18 protein-coding genes and 1 tRNA gene are annotated in these 20,296 nt (G+C 72.8%); 18 read left to right on the top strand and 1 reads right to left on the bottom strand.

Going from position 1 to position 20,296, the window contains the following annotated elements:
* Positions 1 to 40 precede the first annotated feature (40 nt).
* From mihF to pyk, 17 genes are all read left to right on the top strand, one after another.
* Positions 41 to 367, top strand: a complete 327-nt coding sequence (gene mihF / locus ACZCAH_RS03400) for an integration host factor, actinobacterial type (protein ID WP_329746811.1) — start codon at positions 41 to 43, stop codon at positions 365 to 367.
* A complete protein-coding gene (gene gmk / locus ACZCAH_RS03395; protein ID WP_464339715.1) occupies positions 364 to 954 on the top strand; it encodes a guanylate kinase in 591 nt (196 codons plus the stop codon). The genes mihF and gmk overlap by 4 nt, the downstream gene beginning before the upstream one ends.
* 171 nt (positions 955 to 1,125) lie before the next feature.
* A complete protein-coding gene (rpoZ, locus tag ACZCAH_RS03390) occupies positions 1,126 to 1,488 on the top strand; it encodes a DNA-directed RNA polymerase subunit omega (protein WP_329746809.1) in 363 nt (120 codons plus the stop codon).
* A 25-nt stretch (positions 1,489 to 1,513) separates the two neighbouring features.
* Positions 1,514 to 2,788, top strand: a complete 1,275-nt coding sequence (gene coaBC, locus ACZCAH_RS03385; protein WP_464339714.1) for a bifunctional phosphopantothenoylcysteine decarboxylase/phosphopantothenate--cysteine ligase CoaBC — start codon at positions 1,514 to 1,516, stop codon at positions 2,786 to 2,788.
* Positions 2,785 to 3,996, top strand: coding sequence for a methionine adenosyltransferase (metK, locus tag ACZCAH_RS03380; protein ID WP_464339713.1), 1,212 nt, complete (start codon positions 2,785 to 2,787; stop codon positions 3,994 to 3,996). Before coaBC ends, metK begins: the two co-directional genes overlap by 4 nt.
* The gene (hisI, locus tag ACZCAH_RS03375) at positions 3,993 to 4,373 is read left to right on the top strand and encodes a phosphoribosyl-AMP cyclohydrolase (RefSeq protein ID WP_464339712.1); all 381 of its coding nucleotides are present in this window, start codon (positions 3,993 to 3,995) and stop codon (positions 4,371 to 4,373) included. The genes metK and hisI overlap by 4 nt, the downstream gene beginning before the upstream one ends.
* Complete coding sequence (locus tag ACZCAH_RS03370) at positions 4,370 to 5,992, top strand: anthranilate synthase component I (RefSeq protein WP_464339711.1); 1,623 nt, start codon at positions 4,370 to 4,372, stop codon at positions 5,990 to 5,992. Before hisI ends, ACZCAH_RS03370 begins: the two co-directional genes overlap by 4 nt.
* Positions 5,989 to 6,708, top strand: a complete 720-nt coding sequence (locus tag ACZCAH_RS03365; RefSeq protein WP_464339710.1) for a Trp biosynthesis-associated membrane protein — start codon at positions 5,989 to 5,991, stop codon at positions 6,706 to 6,708. The genes ACZCAH_RS03370 and ACZCAH_RS03365 overlap by 4 nt, the downstream gene beginning before the upstream one ends.
* Before the next feature lie 71 nt (positions 6,709 to 6,779).
* Positions 6,780 to 7,049 (top strand): HGxxPAAW family protein, encoded by a 270-nt coding sequence (locus ACZCAH_RS03360; protein ID WP_329746803.1) that lies wholly within the window; start codon positions 6,780 to 6,782, stop codon positions 7,047 to 7,049.
* Positions 7,046 to 7,561, top strand: a complete 516-nt coding sequence (locus tag ACZCAH_RS03355) for a DUF2752 domain-containing protein (protein WP_329746802.1) — start codon at positions 7,046 to 7,048, stop codon at positions 7,559 to 7,561. The genes ACZCAH_RS03360 and ACZCAH_RS03355 overlap by 4 nt, the downstream gene beginning before the upstream one ends.
* Positions 7,562 to 7,623: 62 nt before the next feature.
* A complete protein-coding gene (trpC, locus tag ACZCAH_RS03350) occupies positions 7,624 to 8,457 on the top strand; it encodes an indole-3-glycerol phosphate synthase TrpC (protein ID WP_464339709.1) in 834 nt (277 codons plus the stop codon).
* Positions 8,454 to 9,797 (top strand): tryptophan synthase subunit beta, encoded by a 1,344-nt coding sequence (trpB, locus tag ACZCAH_RS03345; protein WP_464339708.1) that lies wholly within the window; start codon positions 8,454 to 8,456, stop codon positions 9,795 to 9,797. The genes trpC and trpB overlap by 4 nt, the downstream gene beginning before the upstream one ends.
* Positions 9,794 to 10,627, top strand: a complete 834-nt coding sequence (trpA, locus tag ACZCAH_RS03340; protein WP_464339707.1) for a tryptophan synthase subunit alpha — start codon at positions 9,794 to 9,796, stop codon at positions 10,625 to 10,627. The genes trpB and trpA overlap by 4 nt, the downstream gene beginning before the upstream one ends.
* A 113-nt stretch (positions 10,628 to 10,740) precedes the next feature.
* Positions 10,741 to 11,673, top strand: coding sequence for a prolipoprotein diacylglyceryl transferase (gene lgt, locus ACZCAH_RS03335; RefSeq protein WP_464339706.1), 933 nt, complete (start codon positions 10,741 to 10,743; stop codon positions 11,671 to 11,673).
* 113 nt (positions 11,674 to 11,786) lie between these two features.
* Entirely contained in the window at positions 11,787 to 16,367 is a 4,581-nt protein-coding gene (gene gltB, locus ACZCAH_RS03330; RefSeq protein ID WP_464339705.1) for a glutamate synthase large subunit, read from the top strand.
* A complete protein-coding gene (locus ACZCAH_RS03325) occupies positions 16,360 to 17,847 on the top strand; it encodes a glutamate synthase subunit beta (protein ID WP_464339704.1) in 1,488 nt (495 codons plus the stop codon). Before gltB ends, ACZCAH_RS03325 begins: the two co-directional genes overlap by 8 nt.
* A gap of 106 nt (positions 17,848 to 17,953) precedes the next feature.
* Positions 17,954 to 19,480, top strand: a complete 1,527-nt coding sequence (gene pyk, locus ACZCAH_RS03320) for a pyruvate kinase (protein WP_464339703.1) — start codon at positions 17,954 to 17,956, stop codon at positions 19,478 to 19,480.
* Here the strand turns inward: pyk and ACZCAH_RS03315 are convergent.
* Positions 19,446 to 19,528: transfer RNA gene (locus ACZCAH_RS03315), tRNA-Leu, on the bottom strand. The genes pyk and ACZCAH_RS03315 overlap by 35 nt on opposite strands.
* Before the next feature lie 110 nt (positions 19,529 to 19,638).
* Between ACZCAH_RS03315 and ACZCAH_RS03310 the strand changes: the two genes are divergently transcribed.
* Entirely contained in the window at positions 19,639 to 20,286 is a 648-nt protein-coding gene (locus ACZCAH_RS03310; RefSeq protein ID WP_329746794.1) for an ANTAR domain-containing response regulator, read from the top strand.
* Positions 20,287 to 20,296 lie beyond the last annotated feature (10 nt).

The following is a 20,296-nucleotide window of genomic DNA, read 5'->3' as shown; positions in this document are numbered from 1 at the left end:
ATCCCGCTCCTCACCAGCGACAGAACAAGAGGTAAGAACAGTGGCTCTCCCTCCCCTCACTCCTGAGCAGCGGGCCGATGCCCTGAAGAAGGCCGCCGAGGCCCGCCGCGAGCGCGCCGCGATCAAGGCCCGTCTCAAGGACAGCGCCGGCCGTCGCGGCGAGGAGATCACGAAGGTCCTGGCCGAGGCCGAGACCAACGAGATCGTCGGCCGCCTGCGCGTCTCCGCGCTCCTGGAGGCCCTTCCGGGCGTCGGCAAGGTCAAGGCGCAGCAGATCATGGAGGAGATCGGCATCTCCCCCTCCCGCAAGATCCGGGGCCTCGGCTCCCATCAGGCGGAGAAGCTCGTCGCGCACTTCTCCGAGTGACGACCTCCCACGGGGCCGGTGCCGCGTCGGGACCGGCTCCGGTGACGGTCCTCGCCGGCCCCACCGCGGTGGGCAAGGGAACGGTCTCGGCCGCGATCCGCGCCCGCTACCCTGAGATCTGGCTCTCCGTCTCGGCGACCACCCGGGCCCCGCGCCCGGGGGAGGTCGACGGCGTCCACTACCGCTTCGTCAGCGAGGCGGAGTTCTCGCGGCTGATCGAGGACGGGCAGATGCTCGAGTGGGCCGTGGTCCATGGCAGGAACAAGTACGGGACCCCGCGCGGACCGGTCGAGGAGATGGTCGCTGCGGGGCGCCCGGTGCTCCTCGAGATCGACCTCGCCGGTGCCCGGCAGATCCGCGAGACCCTCCCCGAGGCGCACTTCGTCTTCCTCGCGCCGCCCGACTGGGACACGCTCGTGCAGCGTCTCGTGGGGCGCGGCACGGAGGACGAGGAGGAGCGCACCCGGCGCCTCGAGACCGCGAAGGTCGAGCTCGCCGCGGAGAGCGAGTTCGACGTCACCATCGTCAACGACGAGGTGGACCGCGCGGCCGACGAGCTCGCCGCGCTGCTCGGCGTCCGCCGCTGAGCGCGGGAGCGACCCCGCGGGTTCTCCGCCTTCGCGCCGTTCTCCCCAGTTCTCCGCACCGGTGCCGGCGTGCGCGGTTTCACGCGGCCGGTCCCCGGGCGCCCTCGCGCCCCGGGGGGTCCAGGGCGTATCCTGGTCAGTCGCACGCACACTTTCGATGAAGGGACTTCCGTGGCCGGAACCGTCGCTCAGCCCGAGGGCATCACGAACCCGCCGATCGACCGTCTCCTGGAGACCGTCGACTCGAAGTACGCCCTGGTGCTGTACGCCTCCCAGCGCGCCCGCCAGATCAACGCCTACTACTCGCAGCTCTCCGAGGGCCTGCTCGAGTTCGTCGGCCCCCTGGTGGATGTCGACAACCAGGAGAAGCCGCTCTCGATCGCGCTCCGCGAGATCGACGAAGGCCTCCTGACGGTCCGCGAGATCGACGAGGAGGAGTACGCGGCGCAGAACGAGCCCGATCCCAACGCGCCCGCGCCGCTGCTGCTCGGCGACGACGCCCCCGAGATCCCCCCGTCGGATTTCACCTTCTGATCCGTCCACCCCGCCGGGAGCACCGATGAGCAGCGAGCTGCGCACCCTCGAGGGAGCGCGCGTCCTGGTGGGGGTCGGAGGCGGCATCGCCGCGTACAAGACCGCGCACCTGGTGCGCGGTCTCGTCGCGTCCGGGGCCTCGGTGCGCGTCGTCCCCACGGAGGCGTCCCTCGCCTTCGTCGGGGCGGCCACCTGGGAGGCGCTGAGCCATCACCCGGTGCTCACCTCGGTCTTCGAGGACGTCGACGAGGTGGCGCACGTCCGCCACGGCCAGCAGGCCGATCTGGTCGTCATCGCCCCCGCGACGGCCGACCTCCTCGCTCGGATGCGGATCGGCCGCGCCGATGACCTGCTGACCGCCTCGCTGCTCGTCACCCGCGCCCCGGTCGTGGTCGCCCCGGCGATGCACACCGAGATGTGGGAGCACCCCGGCACCCGGGAGAACGTCGCGGTCCTGCGCGAACGGGGCCTGGTCGTCCTCGAGCCCGCCGTCGGCCGGCTCACCGGACCGGACTCGGGCCCGGGCCGCCTCCCCGAACCGGAGGCGATCCTCGAGGCGGCCCGCGCGGCGATCGCCGCGCCCCGCACGGCCGACGGCGCCGTCCGCCGCGACCTCGCCGGCCGCGAGCTGCTGATCAGCGCGGGTGGGACCCGCGAGAGGCTCGACCCGGTGCGTTATCTCACCAACCACTCCTCGGGGAAGCAGGGCTGGGCCCTCGCCCACGCCGCCCTCGTGCGCGGTGCCCGGGTGCACCTCGCCGCCGCGAACGTCCTTCTCGAGACGCCGCCGGGCGCCGTGCGGACGGACGTGGGCGACGCCGCTGAGCTCGCCGCGACGATCGAGGCGCACCGAGGCTCCGTCGACGCGCTCGTGATGGCGGCCGCCGTCGCCGACTTCACCGCCGCGGAGCCGGCGGACCACAAGATCAAGAAGGACGAGTCCTCCACGGACTCGGTGCCCGTGATCTCCCTGCGCCGCACCGAGGACGTGCTGCGCAGCAGCGTGCTGGACCGCGGGGACGCGCAGCGGCCGGTGATCGTGGGCTTCGCCGCCGAGACCGGCGGGGGAGGGGCGAGCGCCCTCGAGCTCGCCCGCGCGAAGGCGCGCCGCAAGGGCGCCGACCTGCTGGTCTTCAACGACATCACCACCGGGGTCTTCGGTGCGGACGAGAACGCGGTGCGGATCCTGGACACGGAGGGCGCCGACTGCGGCGCGGCCGCCGGCTCGAAGACCGCCGTCGCCCACGCCGTGCTCGATGAGCTCGTCGGTCTGCTCGCCGACGTATCCTCGACCCCATGACCTCGAGCGAGCTGCGCACCTTCACGTCCGAATCGGTCACCGAGGGGCATCCCGACAAGATCTGCGACCAGATCTCCGACGCCATCCTCGACGACCTCCTCGCCCAGGATCCCCGGGCCCGGGTCGCCGTCGAGACGATGGTCACCACCGGACTGGTGCACGTCGCGGGTGAGGTCCGCACGAGCGGCTACAGCGACGTCTCCACGATCGTGCGCGATGTGATCCGCGAGATCGGCTACGACTCCTCGGAGAAGGGCTTCGACGCCGACTCCTGCGGGGTCGAGGTCTCGATCGGGGCGCAGTCCCCGGACATCGCCGCGGGGGTCGACGACTCCTTCGAGTCCCGCTCCGGCACCGGCGACCTCGAGGACTTCGCCCGCCTCGGTGCGGGCGACCAGGGCCTGATGTTCGGCTACGCGTGCCGGGACACCGCCGAGCTGATGCCGCTGCCGGTCCACAGCGCGCACCGCCTCACCCAGAACCTCTCCCGCGCCCGTCGCGACGGCGTACTGCCGTACCTGCGACCGGACGGCAAGACCCAGGTCTCCATCGGCTACGACGAGTCGGGCGTCGCCCGCTCCGTCGAGGCGGTCGTCGTCTCGACGCAGCACAGCGCCGACGTCGACCTCGCCTCGCAGCTCGCCCCCGCCATCGACCGCGTGGTCATCGCCCCGGTCCTCGAGGACCTCGCCGCCCAGGGCCTGGACATCTCGGGCGTGGTCAAGCACATCAACCCCTCCGGCCGCTTCGTGCTCGGCGGCCCCAAGGGCGATGCCGGCCTCACCGGCCGCAAGATCATCGTCGACACCTACGGCGGCATGGCCCGCCACGGCGGCGGAGCCTTCTCCGGAAAGGATCCCAGCAAGGTCGACCGCTCCGGCGCCTACGCGATGCGCTGGGTCGCGAAGACCATCGTCGCGGCGGGTCTCGCCGACCGCTGCGAGGTGCAGGTCGCCTACGCCATCGGCGTCGCGGAGCCGGTCGGCCTGTACGTCGAGACCTTCGGCACCGGGAAGGCCCCCGCGCACCAGATCGCCGCCGCCGTGCGGAAGGTGTTCGACCTCCGCCCTGCGGCGCTCATCCACGAGCTCGACCTGCTGCGTCCGATCTACTCCCTGACCTCGGTGCACGGCCACTTCGGCCGGGAGCTGCCCGAGTTCACCTGGGAGCGCACGGATCGCGCCGAGGAGCTGGAGCGCGCCCTGTGAACGTCCCGTCCCCGCTGCCCGCCGAGCTCGCCGCGCGCCTCAAGCGCGATGACGCCGGCCTGATCACCGCGGTCGTCCAGGACGCGTCGACCGAGAAGGTGCTCATGGTCGGCTGGATGGACGACGAGGCGCTGCACCGCTCCCTGACCACCGGCCGCGCCACCTACTGGTCCCGCTCCCGGGGCGAGTACTGGCGCAAGGGCGACACCAGCGGCCACGTCCAGTGGGTGCGATCGGTCGCCCTGGACTGCGACGGCGACACCCTCCTGGTGCGGGTGGACCAGGTCGGTGCGGCCTGCCATCGCGGCACCACCACGTGCTTCGACGGCACGGACCTCGGAGCCGTCGTGCTCGACGCCGCGGAGCGCACCGCATGAGCGCGCCGTTCAGCGGGCCCGATTCCGGGACCCCCCGGGTGACCGGGGCCGATGCGGGGATCACCGCCTATCCCGAGCTCGTCGGAGGGCTCGAGGGGGACGCCCTGGGTCGCGTGGTCCCCGACCGCGAGACCTTCCGCGCCCTCGCCTCCCGGCAGCGCGTCGTGCCCGTGAGCGTGCGCCTGCTCGTGGACGAGGACACCCCAGTCTCCCTCTACCGTCGGCTCACCGACGCCGGGGACGGGCGCGGCACCTTCCTCCTCGAGTCGGCCGGCGAGGGCGGCGACAGCCGCTACTCGATCATCGGCACGCGGGCGCGGGCCGTGCTCACCGAACGGGAAGGTCGCGCCCACTGGATCGGTGACGTGCCCGCCGGGGTGCCCGTCGACGGCAGCCCCGTCGAGGCGCTCCGCGCGGTCACCGAGGCCTTCCGCGCCGCCCGGCAGCCCCATCTCCCGCCCTTCTCCGGGGGGATGGTGGGCTTCGTCGCCTACGACGCGGTCCGCCACTGGGAGAAGCTCCCCGATGCCCCGCCGGACGAGATCGGCATCCCCGACCTCTCCATGCTCCTCGCCCAGGACGTCGCCGTGCACGATGCGCACGACGCGACGGTTGTCCTGGTGGCGAACGCCCTGAACCTGAACGCGACCGACGAGGGCGTCGACGCCGCCTATGACGACGCCCTCGCGCGCTTGGAGACGATGCGGGAGGCCCTGCGCCGTCCGCTCTCCACGAGCGCCATGGTGTACGAGACGGTGCGGGACGCCGAGCCGAAGGCCCGCACCGCCCAGCTCGAGTACGAGGCCGCGGTGCGCGAGGCCGTCGCCGACATCGTCGACGGCGAGATCTTCCAGGTCGTCCCCTCGCAGCGGTTCTCCCTGCCCACGGCGGCGGATCCGCTGGACGTGTACCGGGTGCTGCGACGGATGAACCCGAGCCCCTACATGTACCTGCTGCGCACCACCGACGCCGAGGGTCGCGCGATCGACGTGGTCGGTGCGAGCCCCGAGTCGCTCGTGACCGTGCGCGGTCGCACGGCGACGACCCACCCGATCGCCGGCTCGCGGCCGCGCGGCGCGACCCCCGAGGAGGACGAGCGCCTCGCCGAGGAGCTCCTCGGCGATCCGAAGGAGCGCTCCGAGCACCTCATGCTCGTCGACCTCGCCCGCAACGACCTGCAGAAGTTCTGCGATCCGGGGACCGTCGTGGTGCGCGACTTCATGCACATCGAGCGCTTCTCGCACATCCAGCACATCGTCTCGACGGTAACTGGAAGGATCCGCGAGGACGCCCTCGCCTATGACGCGCTGCGGGCGACCTTCCCCGCGGGAACGCTCTCGGGGGCTCCGAAGCCGTCCGCGATGCGGATCATCGACCGTCTCGAGCCGGTGCGCCGCGGCGTCTACGGCGGGACGGTCGGCTACATCGACTTCGCCGGTGACATGGACATGGCCATCGCCATCCGCACCGCGGTGCTGGTCGACGGCGACGCCCATGTGCAGGCGGGCGGGGGAGTGGTCGCGGACTCGCAGCCCACGATGGAGCATCGCGAGACCCAGTCCAAGGCGGCCGCTGCCCTGCGCGCCGTCGCCTCGGCCGACACCCTGCGCGGCGCATGAGCGAGCGGACGGGCGACGACCCCGCCGTGGACCGGCCGGGTGCGGACGAGCAGTCGGAGGGCGCGGCGGCCACCGCCCGCCCGACGCGCCGTACCGCGGTGCTGCTCGGGGTGGCCGCCTCCGGTCTGCTGCTCGGCGTGACCCGCCTGACGTGGGTGGACGCCCTCGCCGCGAACCTCACGGGGACTGCCCAGGCCCTCGAGGTCGGCGGCTCCGACGCTGCGCCGGCCGTGGTCGCGCTCGCGGTCGTCGCCCTCGCGGCCTCGCTCGCGACCTCCCTGTCCTCGAGCTGGGTGCGCTTCGTCACCGGGCCGGTGCTGATGCTCGCCGGCGCCGGGGCGGGTGCGGCGGCGCTCGGCCCGCTCCGCGATCCGGTCTCCGCCGCGAGCGGCGCCGTCGCCGAGGCCACCGGGGTGGTGGGCGGCGCGATCGAGGCCGAGGCCACCCTGTGGCCGTGGCTCACGGTCGTCCCGGCCCTGCTGCTGGTCCTCGTCGGCATCGCCACGGTGCTGGTGGGCGGGCGCTGGCCGCGGCGCAGCCGGTATCGCAGCGCGGCGGCCGCCGTGGCCGTCGACGTCGATCCGCAGGCGGATCCGGCCGCGGCCTGGGATGCGCTGACCCGCGGCGAGGACCCGACCGAGCAGACGGAGCCCGCCGAGGCTGCGGAGGCATCGGAGTCCGCCGAGTCCGCCGACCGGACCGGCTCCGGGGACTGAGCGCCTCGCCGGGCGGGGACCCTGCTCGTGGCACAATGAGTGCCGATCAGGCCACCGACCGGAGAAGGACCATGACCAAGACCTACACCGTGCCCCCGCAGCCGCACCACAACGAGGGCAAGACCGTGGCCGCCTGGACGATGAACATGGGCATCGTGATCGGCTCGGTGGTCCTGGCCCTGGGCATGATCCTCCCGGATGCCGCCGCGCAGCCGCAGCTGTCGATCCTGGTGTGGATCGGCGCCGGCCTCGTCGTGCTCGCCATCCTCGCGGGCGTCGGCCTGTCGCTGGCCGGGCTCGGCCAGCCGCGCCGCGCCGCCGCCGAGTCCGAGGCGCGGTGACCGCCGCGGCGTCGGAGCAGCACGGCCAGCCCGTGCCGCACCGCGCCGCAGCAGATCACGGCCCCGTCGGCCGCGAGGACGGCACGACCCCCGGCGTCCGCGGTCCGCGCGCCCTGCTGCTGCCGCTCGGCATCGGGCTGGGAGGACTCGCCCTCGCCCTCGGCGTGCAGCTCGTGTTCGATCCCTTCCGCACCGATGTGCCGCTGTGCATCGTGTACCACTTGACCGGGCTGCACTGCCCCGGCTGCGGGGCGACCCGCGCTGTCCACGCCCTGCTCGACGGCGATCCGCTGCTGGCCCTGCGCAACAACGCCCCCGTCGTGCTGGCCCTGCCCGTCGTGGCCCTCGGCCTGCTCGCCTGGGCCGTCCGCCGGGTGCAGGGACGGACCCTCGCCTGGCGTCCTCCGATGCCGCTGCTCCTCAGCGCGCTCGCCCTGCTCGCGCTGTACACCGTGGCGCGGAACCTGCCGCTGTTCTGGTTCCTCGCCCCGACGTCCCTCGTCGGCGCCTGACCCGCGCCGACCGTGACGGGCGCCGGCCCCGCCGCCCCGTCCCCACCGCCCAGGAGGCCTCCGTGACCACCACCGGAACCGTTCTCGACGAGATCATCGCGGGCGTGCGCGAGGACCTCGCGCCGCGCCGTCAGGCGGTGCCCGCGGAGGAGATCGCCCGACGGGCGCGCGCCGCCGCCCCCGCCCGCGACGCACGCGCCGCCCTCGAGGGCGATGGCACCACCCTCGGCCTCATCGCCGAGGTCAAGCGCGCCAGCCCCTCCAAGGGGGACCTCGCGGAGATCCCCGAGCCCGCCGTGCTCGCCGCCGCCTACGCCGACGCCGGCGCCTCGGCGATCAGCGTCCTCACCGAACAGCGCCGCTTCCGCGGCACCCTCGCCGACCTCGACGCGGTGCGCGAGCGGGTGGACGTCCCGGTGCTGCGCAAGGACTTCGTCGTCGACCCGTACCAGGTCTTCGAGGCGCGCGCCCACGGCGCGGACCTGGTGCTGCTCATCGTCGCGGCGCTCGAGGACGGCCTCCTGCGCGAGCTGCACGACCTCACCACCGCCCTCGGCATGCAGGCGCTCGTCGAGACCCACACCGAGGAGGAGCTGGATCGGGCCCTCGCCCTCGGCGCCGATCTCATCGGCGTGAACGCCCGCAACCTCAAGACCCTCGACGTGGACCTCACGCGGGCCGCCGAGCTGATCGGCCGGATCCCCGCGGGCCCCCTCGCGATCGGGGAGTCCGCGGTGGCGAGCGTCGCGGACGTCGAGGCCTATGCCGCCGCCGGGGCCGATGCCGTCCTGGTCGGCGAGGCCCTCGTCACCTCCGGCGACCCGGCCGCCGCCGTCGCCTCGTTCCGTCGCGTGCCCCGCCGCGGCCGTCCCCAGACCGAAGGAGCTCCGGCATGAGCACCCCCGCATCGCCCCTGCCCGTCCCCGACATGGACCGGCCCGACGGAGAGCTCCGCTCGGAGGCCGGGCCCTACTTCGGCGACTTCGGCGGCAGATTCCTGCCCGAGGCCCTCGTCCCCGCCCTCGACGAGCTGAACGAGGTCTACCAGAAGGCGATCCTCGATCCCGAGTTCGTCGCCGATCTGCGTCGCCTCGCCGCCGAGTACACCGGGCGCCCCTCGCTGCTGAGCGAGGCGCCCCGCTTCTCCCGCCTCGCGGGAGGTGCCCGGATCCTGCTCAAGCGCGAGGACCTCAACCACACCGGCTCGCACAAGATCAACAACGTGCTCGGCCAGGCGCTCCTGACCCGGCGCATGGGCAAGACCCGGCTGATCGCCGAGACCGGCGCCGGCCAGCACGGCGTCGCGACCGCGACCGCCGCCGCCCTGTTCGGCCTGGACTGCACGATCTACATGGGGGAGGAGGACACCGAGCGACAGGCCCTGAACGTCGCCCGGATGCGCCTGCTCGGCGCGGATGTCGTCGCCGTCTCCCAGGGATCCCGCACCCTCAAGGACGCCATCAACGAGGCCTTCCGGGACTGGGTCGCGAACGTGGAGACCACCCACTACCTGCTCGGCACGGTCGCGGGGCCCCACCCGTTCCCGGTGATGGTGCGCGACTTCCACCGCATCATCGGCGAGGAGGCCCGTGCCCAGGTCCTCGAGCGCACCGGCCGTCTGCCCGATGCGGTCGTCGCCTGCGTGGGCGGCGGCTCGAACGCCATGGGCATCTTCCACGCCTTCCTCGACGACACCGACCCGCTGGTCCGCCTCGTCGGCTGCGAGGCCGGGGGCGACGGGATCTCCTCGGGACGGCACTCGGCGACCATCGGCGGCGGCAGCCCCGGGGTGCTCCACGGGGCCCGCTCCTTCGTGATGCAGGACGAGGACGGCCAGACCATCCCCTCCCACTCGGTCTCCGCGGGGCTCGACTACCCGAGCGTCGGCCCGGAGCACGCCTGGCTCGCGGACATCCGCCGCGCCGAGTACCGGGCGATCGACGACGGTCCCGCGATGGACGCCTTCGCGCTGCTGTCCATGACCGAGGGGATCATGCCCGCCATCGAGTCGGCGCACGCCCTCGCCGGGGCCCTCGAGCTCGGCCGCGAGCTGGGGGAGGACGCCGTGATCCTGGTGAGCCTCTCGGGCCGCGGGGACAAGGACGTCGACACCGCCTCGCGGTGGTTCGGCCTCGTCGGGGGGGACGAGGACGCCGTCGGCGGGGACCTCTCGGCGCTGCGCGCCATGGCCCGGGGCACCCTCGACGCCACCGACACCCCGGAGGAGATCCGATGAGCACCCCCGACACCGGCCGGCTCCGCTCCGGCGACGCCCTGGACCGGGCCCGCGGCGAGGGCCGCGCGGCCCTCATCGGCTACCTCCCCGTCGGCTACCCGGACCTCGACCGCTCGGTCGAGGCGGCGAAGGTCCTCATCGACCACGGCGCCGACATGATCGAGCTGGGCCTTCCCTACTCGGACCCGGTCATGGACGGCCCCGTCATCCAGCGGGCGGCCGGCGCGGCCCTCGCCGGCGGGGTCCGCACCCGGCACGTCCTCGAGGCCGTGGAGCGGCTCTCGGGCCGCGGGGCCGCGATCCTCGTCATGTCCTACTGGAACCCCGTGCTCGCCTACGGACCGAACGCCTTCGCCCGGGATCTCGCCGCCGCCGGTGGTGCCGGGGTGATCACCCCGGACCTCATCCCCGACGAGGGCGCCGACTGGATCGCCGCCTCGGACGAGCACGCCGTCGACCGTGTGTTCCTCGTCGCTCCGAGCTCGCCGGCGGACCGGCTCTCCCATGTGGTCTCGCACACACGCGGATTCGTCTACGCGGCCAGCACGATGGGTGTCACCGGCACCCGGGCGAGCGTCTCTACGGCCACCGAGGGCCTGGTGGAGCGCACCCGGGCGGCGGGCGCGCGGAACGTCTGCGTGGGTCTGGGCGTCTCAAACGGTGAGCAGGCCGCGCAGGTCGGCGCGTACGCTGATGGAGTGATCGTCGGGTCCGCCTTCGTGCGGGCTCTCCTGGACCACGAAGGCGATGACGCGGCGGCCCGCACCGCGCTCTCCGCGGTGGCCGATGATCTCCGCGCCGGCGTCGAGCGGGCCCAGCGTCCCCAGTGACGAGCCGCCGCCCCTGAGGCGGCGGAGCAGGACCCCGACACCCCGTCCCCGGACCGGCTCGGCGCCCCCTCGAGGGCGCGCCGCCCCCGCAGCGCAGAGAGGAGACAGCACCGATGATCCCCAGCTCGCCGATCTCCGCCGTCTCCCTCGGCCCGCTCACCATCCACTTCTACGCCCTGTGCATCCTGGCCGGCATGGGGGTGGCCCTCTGGTGGGGCACGAAGCGCTGGGTCGCCCGCGGCGGCAACGGCGACGACCTCTTCGACATCGCCTTCGCCGGGATCGTCGCGGGGATCATCGGGGCGCGGATCTGGCACGTCCTCACCTCTCCCGCACCCTTCTTCGGCCCGGGCGGCGACCCCCTCGCCGTCCTCTACATCTGGCAGGGCGGCCTCGCGATCTACGGCGGCATCGCCGGCGGCGCCGTGGCCGTGTGGTTCATGGCCAGCCTCAAGGGCGTCTCCTTCACCGCCCTCGCGGACACCCTCGCCCCCACCCTGATGGTCGCCCAGGCGATCGGCCGCTTCGGCAACTGGTTCAACCAGGAGCTGTACGGGCCGGCCACCGACGTCCCCTGGGCATGGACGGTCACCTGCGTGACCAACGGCGAGACCATCCCCGGCTGCGTGCCGGGCACCTACCACCCGACCTTCCTCTACGAGCAGCTGTGGAACCTCCTCGGGGTCGTCCTGCTGCTCTGGCTCGCGCGCCGCCTCGACCTCGCGGGGGGCCGCGTCTTCTGGAGCTACGTCGCGATCTACTCGATCGGACGCGCCGGGATCGACGCGATCCGCTCCGAGCCCGTGCTGATGGTCGGCCCGCTGCGCATCCACACCCTGGTCGCGATCGTGATGGCCCTCGTCGGCGTCGCCATGGTCGCCCACCTCACCCGCCGCCGTCGCCGCCGCGGGGGAGAGGTCGTCGCCGCTGACGGCTCCTTCGAGCTGCCCGCCCAGACCGAGGGCAACGGCCCCGACGAGGACCACGTCGAGAAATCCGGCACGCCGCCCTCCGCGGCCGACGACTCCGCTGCACCCGGCTCCTAGCCCCAGGGGACCCGTGACCGCCATCGAGCGGCGCACGGCACCGAGGGAGGGAATCCGGGATCCCGTCGACCATCGATGGCCGCCCGGCCGTCGTTCCTGGAAGGGCCCTCCGCATGATCCCCCTCAGCTCCCGCTTCTCCTCCCTCCCCGGCCCGCAGGCCCTGTACCGCCCCGACAGCGAGGTGGACTCGTGCGGCGTCGCGCTCATCGCGACCCTGCGCGGCGAGCCCGGCCACGACATCGTCGAGCACGCCCTCACCGCCCTGCGCAACCTCGAGCACCGCGGCGCGGTCGGCGCCGAGGAGTCCACGGGCGACGGGACCGGCATCATGGTCCAGCTGCCCGACGCCTTCCTCCGCGAGGTCGCCGGGGTCGAGCTGCCCGCGCGCGGGGCCTACGCCGCGGGCACCGCCTTCCTCCCGCGGGAGGAGGCCGAGCGCGAGCAGGCGCTCGCAGCCCTGGAGGAGATCGCCCGCGAGGAGGGCCTCACGGTCCTCGGGCGGCGTCCGCTGCCCACCACCGACGGGCTCGTCGGCCCCTCCGCGGAGGCCGTGCGCCCGGTCATGGAGCAGGTCTTCCTCGCCGACGAGGCGACCGGCCGCACGGGCCTCGACCTCGAGCGGGCCGCCTTCGCGGTGCGACGCCGGGTCGAGCACGCGACCGGCGCCTACTTCCCCTCGCTGTCCACCCGGGTGATGGTCTACAAGGGCATGCTCACCCCCGGACAGCTCGACGAGTTCTACCCGGACCTGCGCGATCCGCGCTTCGCCTCCGAGCTCGCGATCGTCCACTCGCGCTTCTCCACGAACACCTTCCCGGCGTGGCCGCTCGCGCACCCCTTCCGCACCCTGGCCCACAACGGCGAGATCAACACCGTGATCGGCAACCGCAACCGGGTGCGGGCCGCCGAGGGCAGCATGCGCACCGACGTCTTCGGCGAGGACCTCTCGCGGCTCTTCCCGGTGAACACCCCCGGCGCCTCGGACTCCGCGAGCCTCGACGAGGTGCTCGAGCTGCTGCACCTCTCGGGCCGCTCCCTCCCGCACGCGCTGATGATGCTGATCCCCGAGCCCTGGGAGTCCGACGACTCCATGGACGAGGACCTCCGCGCCTTCTACCGCTTCCACTCCGCGCTGCAGGAGCCCTGGGACGGGCCCGCCTCGGTCGTCTTCACCGACGGCACCCAGGTGGGAGCGCGCCTGGACCGCAACGGCCTGCGCCCGCTGCGCTACTGGATCACCGAGGACGACCTCGTGATCCTCGGCTCCGAGACCGGCCTCGTCGACGTGCCGCACAGCGCGATCGCCCGCACCGGCCGCGTCTCCCCGGGCGAGATCTTCCTGCTCGACCTCGCCGAGGGCCGCATCGTCCCGAGCGACGAGCTCAAGCACCAGGTCGCGACCGAGCGCCCCTACGCCAGCTGGGTCAAGCAGCAGACCGTGAAGCTCGCCGATCTCCCCGAGCGCGAGCACGTGACCTACTCGCCCGCCTCCGTGGTGCGGCGCCAGCAGGTGTTCGGCTACACCGAGGAGGAGCTGCGGGTGCTGCTCGCCCCGATGGCGGCCAAGGGCGCCGAGCCCCTCGGCGCCATGGGCACCGACACCCCGATCGCCGCCCTGTCGGACCGCCCCCGGCTCCTGTTCGACTACTTCACGCAGATGTTCGCGCAGGTCACCAATCCGCCGCTGGACTCCCTCCGCGAGGAGATCGTCACCTCGCTGGGCGTGACCATCGGTCGCTCCCGCAACCTGCTGGACGCGACCCCGGAGCACGCGCGCCAGCTGGTGCTCGGCTTCCCGATGCTGGACGACGACGAGCTCGCGAAGATCCTCGCGGTCGACGCGAACCCAGAGACCGCGGACTTCCACGCGGTGCGCCTGCGCGGCCTGTACCCCGTGGCCGGCGGGACCGCCGCCCTCGAGGCGCGGCTTGAGGAGATCTGCGCGGAGGCGGTCGCCGCGATCGACGACGGCGCGACCTTCCTGGTCCTCTCCGACCGCGACGCCAACCAGGTGCTCGCCCCCATCCCGTCGCTGCTGCTGACCAGCGCCGTCCAGCACCACCTGGTGCGGACGGGCCGCCGCACGGCGGCCGCGCTCGTGGTCGAGGCCGGGGACGTGCGCGAGGTGCACCATGCCGCGCTGCTGATCGGCTACGGCGCGAGCGCCGTCAACCCCTATCTCGCGATCGAGAGCGTCGAGGACCTCGTCCGCCGCGGCGTGGTCTCCGACCTCACCCCGGCCGAGGCGGTGCGCAACCTGCTCACCGCCCTCGGCAAGGGCGTCCTGAAGATCATGTCGAAGATGGGCATCGCGACCGTCGCGTCCTACCGCGGGGCGCAGGTGTTCGAGGCCGTCGGCCTCTCGCAGCACCTGGTCGACACCTGGTTCCCGGGGACGGTCAGCCGTATCGGCGGCATCGATCTCGACGTCATCGCCCAGGAGAACGCGGCCCGCCACGCGCTCGCCCATCCCGTCGACGGCGTCCAGCTGCCGCACCGGCAGCTGCCCGTGGGCGGCGAGTACCAGTGGCGCCGCGAGGGCGAGCCGCACCTGTTCACGCCCGAGACGGTGTTCCGCCTGCAGCACTCCACGCGGAACCGTCAGTACGACGAGTTCCGTCGCTACACCGATGCGGTGGACGAGCAGCACGAGCACCTCATGACCGTGCGCGGCCTGATGCGCCTGCGCACCGAGGACCGCACGCCCATCCCGCTGGACGAGGTGGAGCCGGTCGAGTCGATCACGCGCCGCTTCATGACCGGCGCGATGAGCTACGGCTCGATCTCGCAGGAGGCGCACGAGACCCTCGCGATCGCGATGAACCGTCTCGGCGGCATGTCCAACAGTGGCGAGGGCGGCGAGGATCCGGAGCGGCTGCGCGACCCCGAGCGCAGCAGCGCGATCAAGCAGATCGCCTCGGGCCGCTTCGGCGTCACGAGCGAGTACCTGACCTTCGCGAAGGACATCCAGATCAAGATCGCCCAGGGCGCCAAGCCCGGCGAGGGCGGTCAGCTGCCGCCCGAGAAGGTGTACCCGTGGATCGCCCGCACTCGGCACTCGACCCCCGGCATCGGCCTGATCTCCCCGCCGCCGCACCACGACATCTACTCGATCGAGGATCTCGCCCAGCTGATCCATGACGCGAAGTCCGCGAACCCCGCGGCCCGCGTCCACGTGAAGCTGGTCTCGCGCTTCGGCGTGGGCACCGTCGCGGCGGGCGTCTCGAAGTCCCACGCCGACGTCGTGCTCATCTCGGGCCATGACGGCGGCACCGGCGCGAGCCCGCTGAACTCCCTCAAGCACGCCGGCACCCCCTGGGAGCTCGGCCTCGCCGAGACCCAGCAGACCCTGCTGCTGAACGGTCTGCGGGACCGCATCACCGTCCAGGTCGACGGGCAGATGAAGACCGGTCGCGACGTCGTGATCGCCGCGCTGCTCGGCGCGGAGGAGTACGGCTTCGCCTCGGCGCCCCTGGTCGTCACCGGCTGCGTCATGATGCGGGTCTGCCATCTCGACACCTGCCCCGTCGGCGTCGCGACCCAGAACCCCGAGCTGCGGGCCCGGTACGCCGGCAAGGCCGAGCACGTGGTGACCTTCTTCCAGTTCGTGGCCGAGCAGGTGCGCGAGCACCTCGCCGCCCTCGGACTGCGCAGCCTCGACGAGGCCATCGGCCGCACCGACCTCCTCGGCCTGCGGGACGACGCCCCGGCGCTCGGCGCCCTCGGCACCGCGAAGCGCGAGGGGCTCGACCTCTCGGCCATTCTCGAGCCGCCGTCGGTCTTCCCCGGCGACCACCCGCAGCGCCGCCGCGGGCAGGACCACCAGCTGGAGAAGGCGGCGGACCATCCGTGGATCGCCGCCGCGGCCCCCGTGCTCGACGGCGTCGAGCCGAGCGTCCGCCTGCAGGGCGAGGTCCGCAACGTGCAGCGCTCGACCGGCACCCTGCTCGGCCACGAGGTGACCCGGCGCACCGACGGCGCGGGCCTCGCCGAGGACTCGATCCTCGTCGAGCTGACCGGCACCGGCGGCCAGTCCTTCGGCGCCTTCCTCCCGCGCGGCGTGACCCTCCACCTCACCGGCGATGCCAACGACTACGTCGGCAAGGGCCTCTCGGGCGGAGTGATCGCGATCGGCCACGGCGCCGGCACGGCACCGTCCCTGACCTCCTCGACGATCGCCGGGAACACCTGCGCCTACGGGGCCACGAGCGGCCGGCTGCTGCTCGCGGGCTCCGCGGGCGAGCGCTTCGGCGTGCGCAACTCCGGCGCGACCCTGGTCGTCGAGGGCATCGGCGACCACGGCGCCGAGTACATGACCGGCGGAGCCGTGCTGATCCTCGGCCCCACCGGCCGCAACCTGGGCGCCGGCATGAGCGGCGGCACCCTGTTCGTCCTCGATCTCGACCCCGCGGACCTGAACCCCAAGGACGCTGCCGGCTTCGAGATCACCCCGGTCCGCGAGGAGCACCGCGAGTTCGTGCTCGAGGCCCTCTCCGACCACGCCGAGCGGACGGGGTCCGACCGGGCCGCCGCCCTGCTCGCCGACCCGGCGGAGCTCTTCGACCGCCTCACCGAGGTCGCCCCCCGCGCGTTCCTGCGGATCACCGGCATCCGCGAGGAGGCCGTCGCGCAGGGCGTGGACCCCGACTCCCACGACGTCTGGAACGAGATCATGGAGGCCACCCATGGCTGATCCCCGCGGATTCCTGCGGTACCGCGAGCGCGAGCTCCCCGCCCGTCGGCCGGTGCCGCTGCGCCTGATGGACTGGCGCGAGGTCTACGAGGCCCGCGAGAAGGGCGGCCCCGACGCCCTCAGCGTCGTCTCCCGGCAGGCCGGACGCTGCATGAACTGCGGCATCCCGTTCTGCCACCAGGGCTGCCCGCTCGGGAACCTCATCCCCGAGTGGAACGACCTCGTCTACCGCGACGACTGGCAGCAGGCCTCGGAGCGCCTCCACGCGACCAACAACTTCCCGGAGTTCACCGGCCGCGCCTGCCCCGCCCCGTGCGAGTCGAGCTGCGTGCTGGGGATCAACCAGCCGCCGGTGACCATCAAGAACGTCGAGGTCTCGATCATCGACCGCGCCTTCGAGGAGGGGTGGGTCAAGCCCGTGGAGCCGACCCGGCACACGGGACGCACCGTGGCCGTCGTCGGGTCCGGGCCCGCCGGCCTCGCCGCCGCGCAGCAGCTCACCCGTGCCGGCCACTCGGTGGTCGTGCTCGAGCGCGACGATCGCCTCGGCGGTCTGCTCCGCTACGGCATCCCCGAGTTCAAGCTCGAGAAGCGCCACGTGGACCGCCGCCTGCAGCAGATGCGCGAGGAGGGCACCCGCTTCCGCACCGGCGTCGACGTCGGCGGGACCGGCGAGAGCGCGCTGAGCGTCGCCGAACTCCGCAGCCGCTTCGACGCGGTGGTCCTCGCGACCGGCGCCTCGACCCCGCGCGACCTCGCGGTCCCGGGCCGCGAGGCGACCGGCATCCATCCCGCCATGGAGTACCTCACCCAGGCCAACCGCCTGGTCGAGGGCGACTGGGTCGAGGACGCGATCTCCGCCGAGGGCAAGGACGTGGTGATCATCGGCGGCGGCGACACCGGAGCCGACTGCCTCGGGACCGCGCTGCGCCAGGGCGCCCGCTCCGTGACCACTCTGGCGATCGGTACCCAGCCGCCGGTCGAGCGCGACGAGAAGCAGCCCTGGCCGGTTCACCCGGTGCTCTTCGAGGTCTCCACGGCGCACGAGGAGGGCGGCGACCGTTCCTACCTCGCCTCGACCACCGGCTTCGAGGTCGACGAGAGCGGAGCGGTCACCGGACTCAAGGTCGCCCGCACCCAGTACCTCGACGGCTCCCGCGTGCCGACTCCCGGCACGGAGACCGTGCTGCCCGCCACCCTCGTGCTCGTCGCGATGGGGTTCACGGGCACCCGGGAAGAGGGCCTGCTGGCCGATCTGGGTGTGGAGATCACCTCACGCGGCAACATAGTGCACGACCAGGACTGGCAGACCTCGGTGCCCGGCGTCTTCACCGCGGGCGACTGCGCCCGAGGCCAGAGCCTTATCGTCTGGGCGATCGCCGAGGGGCGCTCCGCCGCCGCGGCCGTCGACCGCCACCTGATGGGCTCGACCTCTCTGCCCGCGCCCGTGGACCCGGGAGAGAAGCCCGTCACAGTGTGAAAGACTGTGCCCAGATCACGCGATGCTGCGGCGCCTCCGGCGGGGCACGTCCTGTGCTCGCCCGAGAAGGCGCTGCGGCCCTTACTCGAACTACAGATGGGTTGACATGCGTAAAGCGAAGATCGTCTGCACACTCGGTCCGGCGACCAACACCTATGAGCAGATCCGGACCCTGATCGATGCAGGCATGAACGTGGCTCGGATGAACCTGAGCCACGGCTCCCACGCCGACCACGAGCAGGTCTACGCGAACATCCGTCGCGCGGCCGACGACCTCGGTCGCAACGTCGCCATCCTGGTCGACCTCCAGGGCCCCAAGATCCGTCTGGGCACGTTCTCCGACGGACCGCACCAGCTCGAGGTCGGCGACACCTTCGTGATCACCACCGAAGACGTCGTCGGCACCCGCGAGCGCGTGTCCACCACCTTCAAGGGCCTGCCGGGCGACTGCCGCCCCGGCGACGTGCTCCTGATCGACGACGGCAAGGTCTCGGTGCGCGTCACGGATGTCACCGACACCGATGTCACCACCGTGGTCGAGGTCCCCGGGCCGGTCTCCAACAACAAGGGCATCAACCTGCCCGGCGTCGCCGTGTCCGTCCCCGCCATGAGCGAGAAGGACATCGACGACCTCCGCTGGGGCCTCAAGCTCGGCGCGGACCTGATCGCGCTGTCCTTCGTGCGCGACGCCCACGACATGGACGACGTGCTGCGGATCATGCAGGAGGAGGGGCGCCGCGTCCCGGTCATCGCGAAGATCGAGAAGCCGCAGGCCGTGCGCGCGCTGCGCTCTATCGTCGGCGCCTTCGACGGCATCATGGTCGCCCGCGGCGACCTCGGCGTCGAGCTGCCGCTCGAGCAGGTGCCGCTGGTGCAGAAGCGCGCCATCGAGCTCGCGCGCCGCAACGCGAAGCCCGTCATCGTCGCCACCCAGGTGCTCGAGTCGATGATCGAGAGCCCGCGCCCCACCCGCGCGGAGGCGTCCGACTGCGCCAACGCCATCCTCGACGGCGCCGACGCGGTCATGCTCTCGGGCGAGACCAGCGTGGGCAAGTACCCCTTCGAGGCGGTCCGCACCATGGCCCGCATCGTCACCAACACCGAGGAGAACGGCGCCGACCGCATCCTCCCGCTGGGCACCATCCCGCACACCCGCGGCGGTGCCATCACCCGCGCGGCCGCCGAGATCGGCGATCAGCTCTCCGCGCAGTACCTGGTCACCTTCACCGAGTCCGGCGACACCGCGCGCCGCCTCTCCCGCCTGCGCCCGACCATTCCCCTGCTGGCGCTGACCCCGTACCCCGAGGTCGCTCGGCAGCTGTCGCTGACCTGGGGCATCGAGGCGCACCTGGTGCCGATGCAGAAGGACTCCGACGCCATGGTCACCGTGGTCGACGAGCTGCTGCGCGAGCACAAGGGGCTGCAGAAGAACGACCTCGTCATCGTCGCGGCCGGTTCGCCCCCTGGGGTCCACGGCTCGACCAACACGCTGCGGGTGCACCGCATCGGCGACCTCGACGGGACCGAGTCGGCCCGCATCGAGTCGCAGAGCATCGCGCCGTGTCCGTTGTGGCCTGTCGTGATCTGTCGCGCTGAGGTGCCGGATGCGGGACTCGAACCCGCACGCCCGTGAGGACAGCGCATTTTGAGTGCGCCGCGTCTGCCATTTCGCCAATCCGGCTCGCACCCCCGGGAGGGAGGCCTGGACTAGGATACCGCTGATGACCACTGGTCCCGGCGGTGCGACGGACCCCGTCCCCGCCGAGGACACCGACGAGACAACAGGGCGACATGACTGAGCAGAATCCTTCCCTTCCCACCGACGACCAGGACCTCGAGGTCCAGGAGACCGGCGGTGTCCGCCGTACCGCGGTGGTGGCCGAGGACGAGAGCCTCATCCGCATGGACATCGTCGAGACCCTCACCGAGGCCGGCTACGAGGTCGTCGCCGCTGTGGGCGACGGCGAGAGCGCCGTCGAGAAGGCGCGCGAGCTGCGCCCCGACGTGGTCGTCATGGACGTCAAGATGCCGAAGACCGACGGTGTCTCCGCGGCCGAGCAGATCGGCCAGGACAATCTCGCCCCGGTCGTCATGCTCACCGCCTTCTCGCAGGCCGAGCTCGTCGAGCGCGCCCGCGACGCCGGCGCCATGGCGTACGTCGTCAAGCCCTTCACCCCGGCGGACCTGCTGCCCGCGATCGAGATCGCGATCTCCCGCTACCAGCAGATCACCCAGCTCGAGGCGGAGATCGCCGACCTCGGGGAGCGCTTCGAGACCCGCAAGCGCGTCGATCGTGCCAAGGGCCTGCTGCAGACCAACATGGGCCTCAGCGAGCCGGAGGCCTTCCGCTGGATCCAGAAGACCTCGATGGACCGTCGCCTCACCATGCGCGAGGTCGCGGACGCGGTCGTGGACCAGTTGGGCGGCGGCAAGGACTGACCGTCCGGCG

The organism is Brachybacterium sp. B718/18 (assembly GCF_055454375.1).
This window is presented reverse-complemented; position numbering and strand designations above follow the sequence as displayed.